This window comes from Hathewaya limosa, from assembly GCF_030815255.1.
In the GTDB taxonomy this organism is placed as follows: domain Bacteria; phylum Bacillota; class Clostridia; order Clostridiales; family Clostridiaceae; genus Hathewaya; species Hathewaya limosa.
The window spans coordinates 81,126-100,266 of record NZ_JAUSWN010000011.1 but is presented as its reverse complement, the minus strand read 5'-3'; the positions used below and the strand labels follow the sequence as shown (position 1 = coordinate 100,266).

At 27.2% G+C, this 19,141-nt stretch carries 24 protein-coding genes; all 24 read left to right on the top strand.

Annotation, left to right across the window (positions count from 1 at the left end; all coding sequences use genetic code 11):
• The first annotated feature begins 53 nt into the window (after positions 1-53).
• The 24 genes from dapF to dxs all read left to right on the top strand — a co-directional run bounded on the left by dapF (position 54) and on the right by dxs (position 19,124).
• Positions 54-872, top strand: coding sequence for a diaminopimelate epimerase (gene dapF / locus QOZ93_RS07765; RefSeq protein ID WP_307355761.1), 819 nt, complete (start codon positions 54-56; stop codon positions 870-872).
• A gap of 218 nt (positions 873-1,090) precedes the next feature.
• The gene (locus QOZ93_RS07760) at positions 1,091-2,599 is read left to right on the top strand and encodes a GspE/PulE family protein (protein ID WP_307355754.1); all 1,509 of its coding nucleotides are present in this window, start codon (positions 1,091-1,093) and stop codon (positions 2,597-2,599) included.
• Positions 2,600-2,604: 5 nt separating this feature from the next.
• Complete coding sequence (locus QOZ93_RS07755) at positions 2,605-3,630, top strand: type II secretion system F family protein (RefSeq protein WP_307355753.1); 1,026 nt, start codon at positions 2,605-2,607, stop codon at positions 3,628-3,630.
• Position 3,631: 1 nt separating this feature from the next.
• On the top strand, positions 3,632-4,081 hold the full coding sequence (locus tag QOZ93_RS07750; protein WP_307355752.1) for a prepilin-type N-terminal cleavage/methylation domain-containing protein: 450 nt from the start codon (positions 3,632-3,634) through the stop codon (positions 4,079-4,081).
• A complete protein-coding gene (locus QOZ93_RS07745) occupies positions 4,047-4,598 on the top strand; it encodes a prepilin-type N-terminal cleavage/methylation domain-containing protein (RefSeq protein ID WP_307355751.1) in 552 nt (183 codons plus the stop codon). The genes QOZ93_RS07750 and QOZ93_RS07745 overlap by 35 nt, the downstream gene beginning before the upstream one ends.
• Positions 4,525-4,956 (top strand): prepilin-type N-terminal cleavage/methylation domain-containing protein, encoded by a 432-nt coding sequence (locus QOZ93_RS07740; RefSeq protein ID WP_343749811.1) that lies wholly within the window; start codon positions 4,525-4,527, stop codon positions 4,954-4,956. Before QOZ93_RS07745 ends, QOZ93_RS07740 begins: the two co-directional genes overlap by 74 nt.
• A gap of 38 nt (positions 4,957-4,994) precedes the next feature.
• Positions 4,995-5,405, top strand: coding sequence for a hypothetical protein (locus tag QOZ93_RS07735; protein ID WP_307355749.1), 411 nt, complete (start codon positions 4,995-4,997; stop codon positions 5,403-5,405).
• A gap of 226 nt (positions 5,406-5,631) precedes the next feature.
• Positions 5,632-6,189 carry an elongation factor P gene (gene efp, locus QOZ93_RS07730; protein ID WP_111941842.1) on the top strand — a complete coding sequence of 186 codons (558 nt, stop codon included), beginning with the start codon at positions 5,632-5,634 and terminating at the stop codon, positions 6,187-6,189.
• A 327-nt stretch (positions 6,190-6,516) separates the two neighbouring features.
• Entirely contained in the window at positions 6,517-7,434 is a 918-nt protein-coding gene (gene spoIIIAA / locus QOZ93_RS07725; protein WP_307355748.1) for a stage III sporulation protein AA, read from the top strand.
• Between the two features lies 1 nt (position 7,435).
• A complete protein-coding gene (gene spoIIIAB / locus QOZ93_RS07720) occupies positions 7,436-7,954 on the top strand; it encodes a stage III sporulation protein SpoIIIAB (RefSeq protein WP_111941846.1) in 519 nt (172 codons plus the stop codon).
• Positions 7,955-8,031: 77 nt separating this feature from the next.
• Positions 8,032-8,229 carry a stage III sporulation protein AC gene (spoIIIAC, locus tag QOZ93_RS07715; protein ID WP_111941848.1) on the top strand — a complete coding sequence of 66 codons (198 nt, stop codon included), beginning with the start codon at positions 8,032-8,034 and terminating at the stop codon, positions 8,227-8,229.
• Positions 8,230-8,240: 11 nt separating this feature from the next.
• Positions 8,241-8,627, top strand: coding sequence for a stage III sporulation protein AD (spoIIIAD, locus tag QOZ93_RS07710; protein WP_111941850.1), 387 nt, complete (start codon positions 8,241-8,243; stop codon positions 8,625-8,627).
• Between the two features lie 12 nt (positions 8,628-8,639).
• Positions 8,640-9,848: a stage III sporulation protein AE gene (gene spoIIIAE / locus QOZ93_RS07705; protein WP_307355747.1), complete on the top strand. Its 1,209-nt coding sequence runs from the start codon at positions 8,640-8,642 to the stop codon at positions 9,846-9,848.
• Positions 9,849-9,875: 27 nt separating this feature from the next.
• Entirely contained in the window at positions 9,876-10,469 is a 594-nt protein-coding gene (gene spoIIIAF, locus QOZ93_RS07700; protein WP_111941854.1) for a stage III sporulation protein AF, read from the top strand.
• Between the two features lie 11 nt (positions 10,470-10,480).
• Positions 10,481-11,170: a stage III sporulation protein AG gene (gene spoIIIAG, locus QOZ93_RS07695; RefSeq protein ID WP_307355746.1), complete on the top strand. Its 690-nt coding sequence runs from the start codon at positions 10,481-10,483 to the stop codon at positions 11,168-11,170.
• A 42-nt stretch (positions 11,171-11,212) separates the two neighbouring features.
• A complete protein-coding gene (locus QOZ93_RS07690; RefSeq protein ID WP_111941858.1) occupies positions 11,213-11,737 on the top strand; it encodes a SpoIIIAH-like family protein in 525 nt (174 codons plus the stop codon).
• An 87-nt stretch (positions 11,738-11,824) separates the two neighbouring features.
• Positions 11,825-12,211, top strand: coding sequence for an Asp23/Gls24 family envelope stress response protein (locus tag QOZ93_RS07685; protein WP_111941860.1), 387 nt, complete (start codon positions 11,825-11,827; stop codon positions 12,209-12,211).
• A gap of 176 nt (positions 12,212-12,387) precedes the next feature.
• Positions 12,388-12,786, top strand: a complete 399-nt coding sequence (gene nusB / locus QOZ93_RS07680; RefSeq protein WP_111941862.1) for a transcription antitermination factor NusB — start codon at positions 12,388-12,390, stop codon at positions 12,784-12,786.
• Positions 12,787-12,870: 84 nt separating this feature from the next.
• Complete coding sequence (locus QOZ93_RS07675; protein WP_307355745.1) at positions 12,871-13,719, top strand: bifunctional 5,10-methylenetetrahydrofolate dehydrogenase/5,10-methenyltetrahydrofolate cyclohydrolase; 849 nt, start codon at positions 12,871-12,873, stop codon at positions 13,717-13,719.
• 3 nt (positions 13,720-13,722) lie between these two features.
• Positions 13,723-14,925: an exodeoxyribonuclease VII large subunit gene (gene xseA, locus QOZ93_RS07670; protein WP_307355744.1), complete on the top strand. Its 1,203-nt coding sequence runs from the start codon at positions 13,723-13,725 to the stop codon at positions 14,923-14,925.
• Positions 14,926-14,927: 2 nt separating this feature from the next.
• Positions 14,928-15,134, top strand: coding sequence for an exodeoxyribonuclease VII small subunit (locus QOZ93_RS07665; RefSeq protein WP_111941868.1), 207 nt, complete (start codon positions 14,928-14,930; stop codon positions 15,132-15,134).
• A gap of 28 nt (positions 15,135-15,162) precedes the next feature.
• Positions 15,163-16,029, top strand: a complete 867-nt coding sequence (locus tag QOZ93_RS07660) for a polyprenyl synthetase family protein (protein ID WP_307355743.1) — start codon at positions 15,163-15,165, stop codon at positions 16,027-16,029.
• 648 nt (positions 16,030-16,677) lie between these two features.
• Entirely contained in the window at positions 16,678-17,250 is a 573-nt protein-coding gene (locus QOZ93_RS07655) for a CNNM domain-containing protein (RefSeq protein ID WP_111941872.1), read from the top strand.
• Positions 17,247-19,124, top strand: coding sequence for a 1-deoxy-D-xylulose-5-phosphate synthase (gene dxs, locus QOZ93_RS07650; protein ID WP_307355742.1), 1,878 nt, complete (start codon positions 17,247-17,249; stop codon positions 19,122-19,124). Before QOZ93_RS07655 ends, dxs begins: the two co-directional genes overlap by 4 nt.
• Positions 19,125-19,141: the final 17 nt, after the last annotated feature.

The window sequence follows — 19,141 nt, the reverse complement described above, 5'->3', positions numbered from 1 at the left end:
ATACTATGGAAATTTCATCAATTTTATTGGAGGATGTTGAATATATGAAAGAGATTAATTTTACTAAAATGCAAGGTTTAGGAAATGACTTTGTAATGTTAGATGATAGAGAAGAAATTTATAATAATGAATCAGAAATTGCTTTAAAATTATGCCATAGAAATTTTGGTATTGGTGCTGATGGGGTTATATTTATAAGAAAAAGTGAAAAGGCTCATATTAGAATGGTTATTTATAATGCTGATGGTTCTCATGCTAGTATGTGCGGTAATGGAATTCGTTGTTTTGCAAAATATGTATGGGATAAGAATATAGTAAAAGAAAATCCTTTAATTATAGAAACTGATGATGGTATTAAAAAAGCAGAATTATTTATAGAAAATGGTAAAGTACATGAAGTTGAAATAAACATGGGAACTTGGAGCTTTGATCCTAAGAATGTTCCTTTAGCTAGTAATGAAGAGGTGTTAAATAAAAAAATATCAGTTGAAGGTAAGGAGTATAATATTTCATCACTTCATATGGGTGTGCCACATACAGTTATTTATACTAATTTAAAAGATATAAATATAGAAGAGGGAAAGAAGATAGAGTATTTTAATTTATTCCCTAAAAAAACTAATGTTAACTTCTGTGAAAAAGTTAGTTCTTCATGTATAAACGTTAAAACATGGGAAAGAGGAGCTGGAGCAACTTTAGCTTGTGGGACAGGTAGTTGTGCCTCTGTAGTAGTTGGAAATAAATTAGGACTACTTGATAAAAGTGTACAGGTTAATGTACCAGGAGGAACAATGTATATTACTATAGAAGAAGAAACTGTTTTTATGAAAGGACCTGCTAAAATAACTTTTGAAGGAATTATTGTATTATAATTAAAATTTTATAATATAAAACTAAAAAATATAGTACATGTACTATAGTAACAAAAATTTTATACAAGAATAATATATAACAGTATATAGAGTTAAATATACATGAAAATTAGGCATATATCATTATTAAGTTATTGATATATGCTTTTTTATTTGGAAATGAATAGAAATACAAAATATGGCTATAATTCAAATAAAACATGAAGGGAGAGGTGAAAGTGTTAACAGATCAATTTATGTTTTCTTCTTCTAAAGATAAAGAAGAATGTAGTAAAAGTAATATTTTAAAGTTTATACAGAAAAGCAATAAAGACATAAATGACATAGTGTTGGACTTAGAATTTATAAAAAAGTTTCCCTTGGAGTTTTTAGTCAAAAATGAATTTGTACCTATAAAAGAAATAAATAATAAAATATATGTGCAGAGTTATAAGAAGTTAACAAGGGATTTTAAAAAGGTGTTTAAAAAGAAACATAATAAAAAAATTATAGAAAAAATTATTACGTACAGTGAATATTGCGAGAAAATTACAAAAATAAAAGAAGCTATAGAAATAGAAGAAAATGATTATACAAAGGATTTTAAAAATAAAAAAGGAAATGAAATTCTAAAGAAAATCATAGAAGAGGGTATTGAAAATAAAGTTAGTGATATTCATTTTGAACCTAAGGAGAAAAAATGTAAGATTAGATTTAGAATTAATGGAATACTAAAAGAATACGCAAACTTATCTAATAAAACTTATTTAGAATTACTATCTATTGTAAAAATAAAATCTAACATGGACATATCTTTAAAAATGATTCCTCAAGATGGAAGTATAGTTTATAAATTTCAAGACAAAATTTATAATTGTAGAACTTCAACTATCCCTAGTATTTATGGTGAAAAATTAGTTATTAGAATATTAAATCCCAATGAAAATATTAATTTAGAATGTTTAGGATTTAAGGATGAAACTTATAAATTAAAGAAAGTTATATATAAAAACAAAGGAATTTTTCTGATTTCAGGGCCTACAGGTAGTGGAAAAAGTACTACATTAAAAGGAATAATTAATTGTATGAATAAAAAGGAAAGAAATATAATTACTATAGAAGATCCAGTGGAATATAAGTTAAAAGATGTAACACAAGTTAACTTAAATAGAAAAGCTGGATTAGGATTCAAAGAAGCTTTAAGAAGTACATTAAGACAAGATCCAGATGTAATAATGATAGGAGAGATTAGGGATGAGGATACAGCAAAAATCGCATTAAGGTCAGCTATTACAGGACACTTAGTTTTATCTACAGTCCATACTTATGATTCTACCAGTGTTATTACTAGGCTTTTGGACATGAATATACCTTCCTATATTTTACTAGATGGTCTTTCTACTGTAGTATCCCAAAGATTATTACGAACAATTTGTCCTCATTGTAAAGAGGAATACACATTAAGTCAAGATACTTATAATGAATTAGGTGTAAAAAAAGGAGCTATTTTATATAAAGCTAAAGGATGTAAACATTGTAATTATACAGGATATATAGGAAGACAAGTAATTTATGAGATCTTAGAATTAAAGGATAAACATAAAAATTATATAAGTAGACATAAGGATTTAACTGGTTTCAGAAATTTTTGTATAGAAAATGGTCTGATAACCTTAGATGAAAAGTGCCTAAAAATGCTTAAATCAGGGGATACCTCTTTAGAAGAAGTATATAAAGCTATATTGTAAAAAATATGAGTAAATATAGAAATTTAATTTTTTTAAATAGAAACTTATATTTTTATTTGAAGTCTGGTTATAGTATAGAAAAGGCACTTTTAATGTTAATTGATCAAAGAAAGAGAAAAAGTAAAATAAATAAAATCTTAAATAATATTTTAAAAGCATTATATAGTGGAAAAAGTATTTATGATAGTTTTAAAAATGTAAATAAATTTGAAGATTATATGTTATATCTTATAAAAATTGGAGAAGAAAGTGGTACGTTAGCGGAGAGTTTTAAAAAAATTTATGAGTATTATGAAGAAAAAGAAAAACAAGAAAAAAAGATAATTGAATTAATTTCTTATCCTATATTAGTACTTTTTTTCTCAATGGTACTGTTTTATATATTAATAATGTATTTCGTACCTTTAATTTATGGCGTTCTACAAGAGGTTGAAGGAAGTAAATTAAATGGCTTAAAACACTTATTAAATATTAATTTGTTTTTAAGGCAATATGGAATTTATATTTTTAGTATATTAATTGCTTTAGTTATAGGAATTATCTTCTGTATGTATAAGAAAAATATAATTTTTTATTTTATATTGAATAAAGCTTTTATAATTAAGCAGTTATATTTAAAAAGATTTTCTATAAATTTTTTTTACAGTCTTAGTTTATTGATTAAAAGTGGTTTTAATTTAATAAATGCTTTAGATATTATTTATGAAATAGAGAAAGATCCCTTTATAAAAGAGAAATTAAAAATATGTATTTTAAATTTAAAAGGTGGAAAAAGTTTATCTGATGCTTTAAAGCAAATGAGTATTTTTAATTATTATAATTTGAACTTAGTAACTGTAGGAGAAGACACGGGATTTCTTGAAGAAAATTTTCAACATATATACTTTTTTGAAAAACAAAAGTTTAATGATGGATGCAATAAGTTTTTAAAAGTTTTACAACCAACTATTATAGTTTTATTAGGTATAGTGGTGTTTAATGTGATATACAGTGGAATAGTTCCTATTATAGATTCTATAGGAGGAATTTAATATGAAAGAAAAACAAAAAGGATTTACTTTAATAGAGCTACTTGTTGTTATTTCTATTATAAGTGTATTTGGGTCCATATTTTTTATGGCATATAAAAGGGTGGAATATAATAAAACACAAAAAGAACTAAATTTTTATGCTAATTGTTCCTTGGATTTTATTAATAATTCTATAGAAATTTGTAGATCTCAAAATAAAAAAGGAAGAATTATATACAATTTTAATAAAAATGTGTTGGAATTGTATATGAATGAGGGTAAATACAAGGATAGTTTAAGGTTTCCTAAGAATATTAAATTAATTTGTGGTTTTCCTACAAGAGAAAGGATTAATATAAATAATTTAGGATTAATAACTGAAGGTGGTACTATAACTTTTAAAAATCACAATGGAGAGAAAGGAGAAGTAGTTATTAGTGTCTATACAAATAAGAGGAAAATCAAAAAATAAAGGTTTTACTCTAATAGAGGTTTTAGTTAGTATTTCAGTTTTTTGTATATTGTGTTTCGCTGTTTTAAATTTAAACATTTCTAATATAAAAATAAGAGAAAAGAGTAATGGGTTTAAAGAGGCAAATAAGTTTTTCGAAGAAATACATGGTCTTAGTCTTTATGAATGTGAATATGATGAATTTTTAAAATTTATAAATAAAGAAGATTATAATGATAAAAAAAAGTGGTTTTATATTAATAAGGAAGAATTGAATATAGAAAATATTTTTAATAAGAAATTACAAGTTTTAAGTGAAGATTTTAAAGGAAGTTATCCTTATATTAAGGTTAAATTTGAAAAGGAAAATAAACTTAGTGAGGCACAATGCATTAAGATATATTGTACTTATTATTATAGGCAGAATAAAAAAATAGATTATGAATTTTTAAGAGGTAAATTAAATGAAAAAAGGATTTACACTTATAGAAGTGTTGATTTCTGCAACCTTGGTTTTGTTAAGTATAACAATGGTTAATAGTTTATTTATAAAACAAATTAAGGGGTATAATACATATTTAATAAGACATAATCAAGAAAGAAGAGTAGATGAAGGAATAAATTTTATACAAATGGAATTAAGAAGATCAGATGGGAAGATAAAGGTAAAGAATGATACTATAAATATGGACTGTTCAAACCAAAAGAAGAAAACTATTAAAAAATACAAAAGTAAATTAGTTATATATACGGGATATACTTATAAAAAAGGTTCTACATATAATGTTTTGATTGATGATATAAAAGATTTTCATGTAGGGATAAAAAATGGAATATATTATTTAAATGTTGTTATGAAAGGAAATAAAGAATATAAAAAATGTATAATAATTTAAGAAGTAGAAAGCAAAAGGGGGGTATACTTATATATACAATGATAATTTGTGCCTTTGTTTTACTTTTGGGACTATATGAGAATACTCTAAAGTTAAGTGACGTTAAGTATTATGTGGAAAGACATAGGATTCTAAAAGAATATAGTGATATAGAAGATAAAAAAGAAAAGATGTTTTCTGAATTATATGGGTATTTAAAAAGGAATTTAGAAAATAAAGACTTAAAAGATAGAAATAAAGAGGATGTATTAAAAGAAATATTAAAAGATAATTACAAAACTTTTAGTATTTCAGAGGATAAGTTTAGTTTAAGATTAAATGAAAAAGGGGAAATTATCTTTGTATATCCATATGAAAAAAGAGCTTATAAAGAGATAAGTTACTGTATAAAATTAGAGGATAATAAGCTATTCTTAATAGAAATGAATAGTAAAGTAATAAATGGATAGTATATTATATGTGAGGAATATTTTAAAAGGAATATTTGCAAATATAAATATATTTTGATAAAATATATTTGGCTACATATAGAGAAATTCGAATAAAGAGGATAATTTTTAAAAAATAAAGAATAAATTGTTTGTATTTATGAGACATATGTAGTAAAATTTAAAATGTAATTTTTAAACATAATAATGTGGATAAAAAGAATAAAGCATTTTGGAGGTATATTTAATGATATCAGCAGGAGATTTAAGAAAAGGAACTACTTTTGAAGAGGATGGACAAGTTTTTACAGTAGTAGATTTCCTTCATGTAAAACCAGGTAAGGGAGCTGCTTTCGTAAGAACTAAGCTTAAAAATGTTATTACAGGAAGTGTAATTGAAAAAACATACAATCCAACTGCTAAACTTCAAGAAGCTGTAGTTGAAAGAAAAGAAATGCAATACTTATATAATGATGGTTCATTATACTACTTCATGGATCAAGAAACTTACGAGCAAATTCCTCTAAACTATGATAGTGTTGAAAATGCAATTAAGTTCTTAAAAGAAAACATGTTTGCAGTAATCAAGTTCTTCAAAGGTGAAGCTTTCTCAGTTGAAGCACCAAACTTTGTTGAATTATTAATCACTGAGTGTGAGCCAGGATTAAAAGGAAATACAGCAACAAACGTTATGAAGCCAGCTACAGTTGAAACAGGAGCAATCGTTCCAGTACCTTTATTCGTTAATGAAGGTGATACAATAAGAATCGATACTAGAAGTGGCGAATATATGGAAAGAATTTAATTAAACGAGGTAAAACGTTTAACTTATAAAAAGTGTGAAAATATTTCACACTTTTTTTTGTATACAATAAGTTTGGTAATCTAATTAGTAATAGCATTAAATAAGTAGTAATATAATCAACTATATAATATACATAAGTTTAATTAAATGAATAAAGTGATTCATAAAAAACAATTTAAAGAATTATAGATATTTATTTTATAAGGAGTTTTAAAAACTTATAAATAAAAAATATTTATAATTCTTTTTGATTTTTTGTAATAAAAACCTCACTTTATAAATATTAATTTTAGTAATAAGAAAATTTTTTACGGAAAGGAGAAAAAAATGAGTGGCATAAGAGATATATTAAATATTTTACCTCAAATTATAAAAAAAGAATTAGACAAGGATTCAGAATTGCCATCTATACAAGAGATAAGAATGAAAATAGGGAAAAACTTAATTTATATAAAAGATTTGAAGGAAACAGTTTCTAGCTATGTAGTAAAAAAAGAAGATCTTGCATATGTAATTCAAAAGATAAGTAATTATTCTATATATGCCTTTGAAGAGGAATTAAAACAGGGATATATTACAGTGCAAGGAGGACATAGAGTTGGAATATGTGGAGCATGTGTATTAGAAGAAAATAAAATCAAGACAATTAAGGACATAGGTTCCATAAATATTAGAATTTCAAAAGATATTGAGGGATGTTCTAGAAGTATTTTGAAGTATATAGTGAGCAAGGATAAATTATATAATACTATAATAATTTCTCCTCCTAAGTGTGGTAAAACAACCTTAATTAGAGATATAGGAAGAAATATATCAAATGGCATTAAGGAACAACAGGTTAGAGGAAGAAACGTTTGTATTATAGATGAAAGAAGTGAAATTGCAGCCTGCTATAAAGGGGTTCCTCAAATGAATGTTGGACTTAGAACAGATGTGTTAGATAATTGTCCTAAAAGTTATGGAATCATGATGGCTATAAGAAGTATGGCACCAGAAGTTGTAATATGTGACGAAATAGGAACCTATGAAGATATGAAGAATATAGTTATGGCTTTAAACTGTGGTGTTGGAATTATAGCTACTATCCATGGAAATGACATTGAAGATTTATTTAAACGTCCAGTATTTAAAGAAGTAGTTGAAAATAAGGTATTCCAAAGAGCTATTGTTTTAAATAATGAAATTTCCGTTGGCAATGTTAGATATATATATGATTTTATAAATAAAAATTATATAAAGGTTTAATATGATTAAGTTTATAGGATGTGTAATGATAATTAGTGGGTTTGGTGCTATTGGGTTTAAATATGCAAAAATGCTTTCAAATAGGGTTAAGGAACTTAAAAGTCTTGAAAAGGCGGTAATGATTTTAGAAAGTGAAATAACATATATATATACACCTGTACCAGAAGCATTTACTAAAATAGGGGAAAAAGTAGAGGGAATAGTTGGAGAAATTTTCTTGAATGCAGCAAAGTTTCTTAGTGATAATACCTGTGAAGAAGTATATGAATCTATAAAAATTTCTGCTGATGACTGTAAAAATAATACTTATTTAGAAGAAAAAGATTTAGAAATTTTATATGATTTATCCAAAGTATTGGGGCAATGGGATATAGAATCTCATAAAAGCATTTTTAAACTTACTAAAAAGAATCTAGATAGTCAAATAGTAGAAGCCACTGAGAAAGAAAACAAACAAGGAAAGATGTTTAAAGCATTGGGAATTTCTTTTGGAATATGTATTTGTATTTTACTTTTATAAATTAAACATAAAGTCAGGAGTTTTTATATATTTATTATTTAGAACATATTTTTTAGATAATAAAAGGAGGTACTTATATGCTAGACGTAAGTCTAATTATGAAAATAGCTGGCGTAGGTATTTTAGTAGTAGTAATTGATAAAGTATTAAAAAGTGCAGGCAAGGATGATTATGCTGTTATTACAAATTTAGCTGGCATAATTATAATACTTCTAATGGTTGTTAATCTTATAAATAAATTATTTGATACAGTAAAAACTTTATTTACTATTTAAAAGAGGGTATTATGGAGATTTTAAAAGTTGTAGGTTTTGCCTTAACAGCACTTTTTATTGTTATTATTTTTCAGACAAAAAATAGGAATGACATAGCAGTGCCAATAAGTTTAGCAGCTGGAATACTTATTTTTATATTTATTATTCCAAAGCTAACAGTAATAATAAATTTTTTACAGGTTTTAAGTAATAAAGCCAATATAGATGTATCTTACTTAAATTTAGTTTTTAAGATTTTAGGTATTGCGTATCTTGCATCTTTTTGTTCTGAAATATGTAAAGATGCAGGGGCTGGAAGTATAGGAAGTAAAGTTGAGTTTGCAGGTAAGATTTTAATTTTAACCTTAAGTATTCCTATATTAATGGCTGTTCTTGACTCTATATTAAAAATTTTATAGAGGGGTAAAAATATGAAAAACATAGAGAAAATAAAGAAGGTAATTTTAATAGTTTTTTTAAGTATTATAATTTTTATGCCACAAGGAATAGCTAAGGCTGAGAATTATGATATGCAGGTTAATAATATAGCAAAAGAACAAACTAAAAAAGAATATACAAAGGAATATAAAGAGGTAGATGACCTATATGAGTACATTAGAAATCTTAAAAGTGATTATGAGATATTAAGAGATATAGAGCCAAAGGAATTTGTAGATAACTTTGTTAAAGGTGGAGATTCTAAGTTCAAAAAACAAGATGTTTTGAAATGGGCAAAAAAATATATATTCAAAGAGATTGGCTCCACTATGAAGCTTATGAGTGTTTTGATAATAATAGCTTTAATTTGTTCACTTTTAAAACAGTTAGAAGATGCATTTTCAAATAATAATATTTCTAGTATAGCTTATTTCACCTGCTTTGCAACTATGGTTATAGTCATAGCTAAGAGTTTTTATGTAGGTATAGATTTAGCACGAAGTTCTATTGAGGGAATATCTAATTTTATGTATGCAATTATTCCTGTGCTTATGATGTTACTAGGAGGACTTGGAAATGCTAGTCAAGTAATGTTTATGGATCCAATTATTATAGCTTCTATAAATATAGGAGGCACTATAATTTCTAAAATAGTTTTACCACTTATTATACTTAGTTTTGTTTTAAACTTTGTAAACAATTTATCTAAAGATTATAAAGTTAATAATTTAAGTTCTTTAATAAAAAATTCTGTTATGTGGTTACAAGGTGGAGTTTTGACTATTTTTGTAACGTTACTAACTATTAGAAGCATGACAGCAAGTACTATGGATGAAATTACAGTTAAAACAGCTAAGTTTGCAGTGGATACTTTTGTTCCTATTGTAGGAAGTTCACTATCTGATGCAATTTCGACAGTGGCTGGCTATGGTATTTTACTTAAAAATGGCGTAGGTACTTTAGGAATGGTAATTCTAATATTAATAATGATAGCTCCAATAGTAAAACTGTTTTGTATGGCAGCTTTATATAAAATCACAGGAGCAATTGTACAACCTATTAGTGATGAAAAATTAGTGAATTGTATTAATTCTACTGGAAACTGCTTAATTTTAGTTATGGCAAGTTTAATTTGTATTACTGTTATGAACTTTATAATGATTGCCATATTAACAGCTACAGGAAAGGGCATTATAGCTTAAGGGAGTCCAGGAAGAAGAGGTGAGAAAATGATAGAAGCTATTAAAAGTTGGATAGTTAATATTAGTACAGTAATAATTTTTATAACTGCTGTAGAGCTAATACTTCCTCAGAATTCAATTAAGAAATATGCCAAATATGTTTTAGGATTATTAGTTGTTTTGACTATGATTAATCCTATGCTAAAGTTTTTTAATAAGGATTATAACTTAAAAGAATATAGCATTAAAACTGAGGATTACTTTCAGTCACAGAAGTATAAAAAGGATTTAGAAAAGTATAAAAAAATCAATAGAGAAAAGACTATAGAGACCTTTAAAGAAAATGTGGCATTGCAGTGTAAGGAAAGGCTAAAAACATATTATAAAGATGAAAATTTTGATGTAGATGTAAAGGTAAATCTAGATCAGGAGCATTCTAAATTAACAATAAATAGCATTGATGTAGGCGTATATGAAGGAAAAGTAAAAAAAATTAAGCCAGTAATTATAAATAGTACAAAAGAAAGTGCAGTAATAAAGGAAAATATCAATAAAGAAAAGGCAAATAGTATAAAAGGTATAGTAGAAAAAGAATTTGGAGTTCAAAGGGAAAAAATAAAAGTTTACAGTTTGGATAATTAGGAGGGAAAAGTATGGATGAATTTTTTCAAAAAGTTAAAGATGCTATAAAGAGCATTTCAGATAAAAAAATAAATAAAAAAGAAGATAATAATAAAAATAAAAACAAAAAAAACAATTTTACAAATATGTTTATCTTAATTTTGGTAGGTGTATTCTTACTTATGAGCGTTGGAGTGTTTTCAAAACACAAGGCAGCACCTACTATGGCTGAATTAAGTACTAATAAAAATAAAGAAAGTAAAGACCCAGATGAAAATCTTAAATTGGATAATAATGAAGAAAATAAAGGTTCTAAAGATGTACAAAAATACGGGGAAGAACTAAATGAAAAGTTGAAAAGAATTTTAGGGTTAATAGATGGTGTTGGACGTATAGAGAGTATGATCTACTTTGAAAGTGGAGAGCAGTATGTTCCTGCTATTAACATAAATAATGCTATTAGTGCTACAGAAGAAACAGACACTAATGGGGGAAAGAGAAAGATAAATCAAAACAATGATGGAAAGACTATAGTAACTTTTAATGAGAAAGATAGTACTAAACCTTTAATTACAGAAACTAAAGCACCTAAAATAACAGGTGTTTGTGTAGTTGCAGAAGGTGCAACAGATAAAGTTACACAGCTTAGAATAGTTCAAGCTGTAGTGAATTTGTTTAATTTACCTGAAAATAAAGTTCAGGTATATCCTATGAAAAAGTAGCATATAAATATTTTAGAAATAACAAATTAGGGGGAATAAAAAATGAATAAGAAGCAATCTGTGATTATAGTATCACTACTACTTTTAATAGCTTTTACAGGCTATCTTGCAATTAAATTAAATAATCCACTTTATGAAGCAAATGCAAATTTAGATGAGCCTTTTAAGGCAACTTCAACAGAACTTAAAAAGAAAGATTTAAAAAATGATGTTAAAGGAGATAATGGTTTCTTCGTAGAACAAAAATTACTTCGTGAAAGAAATAAGACAACTGCTTATCAAAATTTACAAACATTAATTGATAATGAAAATGCACCAAAAGATCAAAAAGAAAAAGCTTCAGAGCAATATAGAACTTTAGCATTAAATTCTCAAAGAGAAGTTGATTTAGAATCAAAATTAAAAGGAAAAGGTTTTGATGATGTAATTTGTTTTATAGATGGAAATAAAGTTAAAGTTTTTGTTAAATCTACTAAAGCTCTTTCAGAAGATCAAGTAAAAGTTATAAAAGACGAAGTTTTAAGCAGTACTCAAATAAAAGATGTAGAAATTACAGTTAAAAAATAAATAATCAATTGAATTGTAAAATATGAGTATTTTTGATATAATGAACATAAAACATAGTTACCTAAGTATATACAAGGAGGTACAACAATGTCAGAAAATCTTTGTAATGATATAGAAAAAGGTATTGTTAAAATATCAGATGAGGTTGTAGCGGTTATTGCTGGGTTAGCAGCCGAAGAGGTAAAAGGCATAGTTGGAATGAGTGCTGGAATCGTTGGCGGATTTACAGAAATCCTAAGTGGAAAAAAGAATTTTTCAAAAGGTGTAAGAGTTAACTTAGGAGAAGAAGAATCAACTATAGATCTATTTGTAGTAGTTGAATATGGCGTAAAAATTCATGAAGTCGCTAAACAAGTTCAAGAAAACGTTAAAGAATCTGTAGAATCTATGACTGGCTTAGTAGTAAGTGCAGTAAATGTATATGTGCAAAATGTTATGCTTCCTAAAAAGGAAGAAGAGAACATAGAAGAGTAATTTATAACACCTTCCTAATTTTATAGGAAGGTGTTATATTTTTTATATACAAATTATTTCAATATAGTATAATATATTATGTTGTGTACTTTTAAAAATATATTTTTGTAGTTAATATACATATATTGTGGTATTATATTAAAGGTATTTAAGATGGCAACATAGGAGGAATATAAATGAATAGAAAAAAATCAAGAGAAATTGCAATGAAGATTTTATATCAAATGAATATAAACAAAGAAGATTATAAATCTGTTAAAGAAAACTTAAATGAAATCATAGATGAACAAGAACTTAAAAACGTTGACTTTGAGTACATAGACACTATAGTAAATGGTGTTACAGAAAAACAAGCAGAATTAGATGCAAAAATAGAAGAAAATTTAAAGAACTGGAAGTTAAATAGAATATCTAAATTAAACTTATGTATATTAAGATTAAGCATATTTGAGATATTATATGTAGAAGATATTCCAAACAAAGTTTCTATAAATGAAGCAGTACAACTTGCAAAAGCTTATTCAGAAGAAAAATCTCATAAATTTGTAAATGGTATTTTAGCTAGATTTTTATAATTTTTGTAAATCTAACACATACTAAAATATATTTTATATGTTGTTAAAGTAATAAGTAATTTAAAGTGTTAAGGGGAGATGAATATGAGTATTATTTTAAAAGGAAAAGAACTAAAAGAATTTTATGCAGAAAAGATAAAAGTATCTGTATGTAAATTTAAAGAAGTTCATAAAATAGATCCTTGTTTAACAGCGGTACTTGTTGGAAATGACGGTGGGTCTCTTTTCTATGTGGATTTTCAAAGAAAAATGTGTGATAAAGTAGGCATTAAATACAATTTAATACATTTAGAAGAAAATACAGAAGACAAAGAAGTAATTAAGACTATAGAAGAGCTTAATAAAGATGAAAATGTTCATGGAATAATACTTCAACTTCCCTTACCTAAACATTTAAATGAAAAAGAAATTATATCTTATATTGATGAAAATAAGGATGTAGATGCTTTAACAGACAAAAATATAGGAAAACTATTTAAGGGTGAACAGTGTTTTCTTCCATGTACTCCTAAAGCGGTTTTAGAGATGATAAAATCTACTAATACAGAGATTCAAGGTAAAAAAGCTGTTATAGTAGGAAGAAGTAATATAGTAGGTAAACCGGTATCTATGCTTCTTTTAGCGGAAAATGCTACAGTTACCATATGCCATTCTAAAACTAAAAATTTAAAAGAAATTACAAGTGAAGCTGATATTTTAGTTTTATGTGTGGGAGTACCTTCTATGATAACAAGTGAGTATGTAAAAGAAGGGGCTATGGTAATAGATGTAGGAACCTCAAGTGTAGATGGTAAGATGACAGGTGATGTGGATTTTGAAGATGTAAAAGAAAAGGCAGCCTATATAACACCAGTACCAGGTGGAGTTGGTTCAGTAACTACTATGATGTTATTAAATAATACTTTAGAAGCAGCAGAAAGAATTAAAAGGTAGAAAATGATTATAAAAGTATTAACTGTTTCTAAATTAAATGGTTACATAAAGAAGTCCTTTGATAATGATGTTATTTTAAATAATGTTTATATCAAAGGAGAAATTTCAAATTTTAAAATTCATAGTAGTGGACATATATATTTTGCTATTAAAGATGCCACATCAAAATTAAACTGCGTAATGTTTAGAGATTATGCAGAAGAACTTAAATTTCTTCCTAAAGAAGGCGACAAGGTTGTAATAAAGGGGAGAATTTCTGTTTATGAAAAAGAAGGTACTTATCAACTTTATGCGAGAGAAATGGAACTTGAAGGTATAGGAGAGTTATACTACGAATTTAATGCCTTAAAAGAAAAGCTAAGAGATAAAGGGATATTTAGTGAAGAACATAAAAAAGAAATTCCTAAATATGCAAAATGCATAGGTGTTGTAACATCGCCAACTAGTGCTGCAGTAAGAGATATTATTAATGTATCTAAAAGGAGAAATCCTAATGTTAAACTTCTAATATATCCTTCTTTAGTTCAAGGAGAGATAGCTTCAAAGAACTTAATAGAGGGAATTAGAACTTTAAATGAAATAGATGAAGTGGATACTATAATAATTGCAAGAGGTGGTGGATCAATAGAAGAACTATGGGCCTTTAACAATGAAGAATTGGCATACGAAATATACAACTCAAAGAAACCAATAATAACAGGTGTAGGTCATGAAACTGACTTTACTATAGTTGATTTTGTATCTGATAGAAGAGCGCCAACCCCATCTGCTGCTGCAGAAATTGCAGTACCTATTTATGAGGATATGAAAGAGAATATTAGAGTTTTACAAACCCTATTAGAAAATAATATAGAAAAGGCTTTAAGAGAAGAAAAAAATAAAATAAATTTGTTGGTTAAGAGTTTAGAAGTAAACAATCCACAAAATTACATAGTACATCAATATGAATATATCGATTCTTTAAAAAATAGACTCCATCATAATATAGAGTTAAAGTTAAATTTTGAAAAGCAAAATGTAGAAAATTTTAATTTACTACTTAAAGCTAACAATCCTTATAATGTAGTTAATAAAGGATATTCTATTATTCAAGATGAAAATGAAAAAATTGTTAGTTCTATAAGACAACTTAAAGAAAAAGAAAATCTGTATATTACACTAAAAGATGGTAAGATCAAGGTTAGAATAGAAGTTTTGGAGGAATAGATATGGCAGGAAAAAAACAATCATATGAGACTATGTTAAAAAAATTGGAAGCCATAGTTGATAAAATGGAAAATGACCAATTGACTTTAGAAGAAAGAATGAAAAATTATGAAGAGGGCATGAAACTTTCTAATAATTTATCGAAGATTTTAAATACTATGGAAGGTAAAATTAGTATTTTACAAGATGGAAAAGAGGAAGAATTTTAAAACTTATATGTTAAAAGAGGTTTAAAAAATGAGTTACAAATTGTTAAAACAAGAGGTTAATGAATATCTCGAAAATTATTTTAGTAATAAAAGCAATTATAATAAATTAATTTATGAAGCAATGGGGTATAGTATAGGTGTAGGTGGTAAGAGAATAAGACCTATATTAATGCTTTTAACCTATAAAATGTATAAAGAAGACTATAAAAATGTATTATCTGTAGCTGGGGCTATAGAAATGATTCATACTTATTCATTAATTCATGACGACCTTCCATGTATGGATAATGATGATTTAAGAAGAGGCATGCCAACAAATCATAAAAAGTTTACAGAAGGAATTGCAGTACTTGCTGGAGATGGATTACTAAATGAAGCATTTTGTGTTATGTTAAATGCAAATATCGAAGATAATCTAAAAGTTAAAGTAATGAAAATTATAGGTAATGCTGCTTCTGTAGAGGGAATGATTGGTGGTCAAATAGTCGATATACTAAGTGAAGGAAAAAGTATAGAAGAAGAAAAGTTATACTATATGCATAGTAAAAAAACTGGAGAACTAATAAAAAGTTCAATTTTAGCTGGTGCTGTACTGGGTGAGGCAGAAGAAAATGAAATTGAAATTCTCCGTAAGTATGGAGAAAAACTAGGATTAGTATTCCAGATAAAAGATGATATATTAGATGTTGAAGGTAATAAAGAAAAATTAGGTAAGAATCCTAAAATGGACGAAAGTAGAAATAAAACTAACTTTATAACATTGTACGGAATTGATAAATGCAAAGCTATGGCTGAAGATATGACGAAAGAGTGTTTTGAGTTATTAGATTCTCTAAAAGGTAATACTCAAGAGTTAAAAGAACTTACAAAATTTCTACTTTTAAGAGATTTTTAAAAAAGTTATAAGAAATTACATATATAATTTATATGCAAACTTTTGAATAAAAATTATTTTTATGATATAATTACGAATGATGTGGTATAGTATTCTAGTCAGGTAACTATTCTTGAAGGCGGGGCTAAAAATCCGTTGAAGGGCACATCGATGAAGTTTCTGGTGCTGGCTTATGACGCCCAGTCATGGGCTTGTGCTGGGAGTAAGAAAGTGGGGCAGCCGCAATGGCATGCGGTACTGACCCTACTTTCGCGGAGACCATAACTTGTGGAATGGGCTAGATACCCATTTTACGATTATGGATTAAACCTACATTGTGGTGATAAGCTATGTGTAGTGTAGCCTGCCTTGAGTGATATAGGTAGAGGCAATGCGCTTAAACCTATGTTGCAAAAGAGGCTAAAAGAATAGCCAACTGTTGAGGAAAGCTCCTAGACTATTTTTCAAAAAAGGTATATTGAGGATTATAGTATGGTCTAAGTGGTAATTCAGTACTACTTATTTTTGGTGACAAGGTAGATAGAAAAGTAAAGGGTAACCGTCAAGATGGCGACATTTTGATATTTCTATGGGAAATCCAACTGAACCTATGCCATAAGGTTTACTCAATATACTACCACTTCATAATTAAAATGCGGGGGTTTTAAATTGCAAAGAAAAAGAAATAAAAAAAAGGGGAAGGTTCTTAGTCATAAAAAATGGATAACTATAATATTTATCTGGACTATTGTGCTTGGTGGAAGTATCTCCCTTTTATCTGATTCGCTACTAAGCAACTCGACATTGTTAGTAGCTTTTATTATATTAATATTTATTATACTAATAGGTATTATGTTTGATGCAATAGGAACAGCTGTAACTTCTGCAAATGAAATGCCATTTCATGCTATGGCAGCTAAAAAGGTACCAGGTGCCGGAATAGCTGTTAAATTAATCAGAAACGCAGATAAAGTTTCAAACTTTTGTAATGATGTTATAGGAGATATATGTGGAATTGTAAGTGGATCCGCTGGTGCTATAATTACACAAAAATTTATTAAATTTAACGCTTTGTCCAAAGATAGTTCAATAATAGCTTTCTTGCCTGCAATAGTAGGGGCATTAATAGCTGCATTTACTATAGGGGGGAAAGCATTGGGTAAAAATTATGCAATTAAAAATTCAAAAGATATAATTTTTAAGGTAGCAAAATTTATCCAAATTTTTAAGAAGGAACGATGAAAATGCGTAGAACATTAGATAATTATTCAAATATAGATGATATAAAAAATATGTCTTTGGAAGAACTAAATTGTTTTTCTAAGGATATAAGAAAATTTTTAATAGATAAAGTTTCAAAAACAGGTGGGCATTTAGCATCTAATTTAGGTGTTGTGGAGCTTACTTTAAGCTTATATAAAATTTTTAACTTTGAACAGGATAAAATAATTTGGGATGTAGGACATCAATCATATGTACATAAAATTCTTACAGGAAGAAAAGAAGAGTTTGAAAATTTAAGAAAATTTGGTGGGATGAGTGGTTTTCCCAAACGCTCAGAAAGTAAATTTGATTATTTTGAAACAGGACATAGCTCTACGTCCATTTCAGCCGGCCTTGGTATAGCTAGAGCAAGGGATTTAAAAAAGGAAAAATATGAAGTTATTTCAGTAATAGGTGATGGTGCTTTAACTGGAGGAATGGCTTTAGAGGCATTAAATGATTTAGGATACAATAAGACTAAAATGATAATAATATTAAACGATAATCAAATGTCTATTTCCCAAAATGTAGGAGGCGTATCCACATATCTAAGTAAACTTAGAACAGCTCCTATGTATAATAGAATCAAAAATGATGTAAACACTACTTTAATGAAAATTCCTTCAGTAGGAAAAGATATGGTTTCTTCAATACAAAGAATTAAAGATAGTGTGAAACAATTAGTAGTTCCAGGTATGTTTTTTGAAGAAATAGGGTTAAAATATTTTGGGCCTATAGATGGACATAATATTAAAGATCTAACGGATGTATTAGGAAAAGCTAGACAAATAGATGGACCTGTAATTATACATGTTATGACTAAAAAAGGAAAAGGATATACTTTTGCAGAACAAATGCCAGATAAATTTCATGGAGTAGGACCTTTTGATCCTAAGACCGGAAAAACACTTAAAGGTGGAGGAATTTCTTATTCTAAATCTTTTGGTAATGCAATGGTAGAATTGGGACAGAAACATAGAAATTTAGTCGCAATTACTGCAGCTATGCCTGATGGAACAGGACTAACAGACTTTTCTAAAAAATATGAAAGCAGATTCTTCGATGTAGGTATTGCAGAACAACATGCAGTAACTTTAGCTGCAGGTATGGCATCACAAGGATTAAAACCGGTTTTTGCTGTTTATTCAACTTTCCTTCAGAGAGGATATGACCAAATATTACATGATGTCTGTCTACAAAAGTTACCAGTGATATTTGCTATAGATAGGGCAGGAATCGTGGGAAAAGATGGAGAAACCCATCAGGGTGTATTTGATGTATCATATTTAACAACTATACCAAATATGACAGTATTATGTCCAAAATGTGTGGATGAGCTAAAATATTTACTAAAATGGGCTATAGAATATGATAAACCAGTAGCCATAAGATATCCTAGAGGTGGAGATAATCCAAATGTGAAGTTTTCCCCACTAAAAGATATAAAATTAGGTACTTGGGAAAGAATATGTGGTTACGGGAAAATAAAAATTATAGCTTCAGGTAAGATGGTTCAACATGCTATGGTAGTAAAAGAATTATTAGAATTACAAAGTATAAAAAGTGAAGTTATTAATGCGACGTTTATAAAACCAATTGACCAAAAATTATTATTAGACATAAGAAAAGATTCAGAGCTTATAGTTACAATAGAGGACAACATGTTAAGGGGTGGTTTAGGACAGGAAATCTTAACCTTCTTAAATAAAAATGCCTATAAGGGAAAAATTCTAAATTTAGGATATGATGATGAATTTATACCTCATGGTTCAGTGGAGTATTTATATGAAACTTATGGTTTAAGTCCTAAAAAAATAGTTAGTTCAATTTTAAAAACATACAATACAAAATAGATATATACGATAAAATA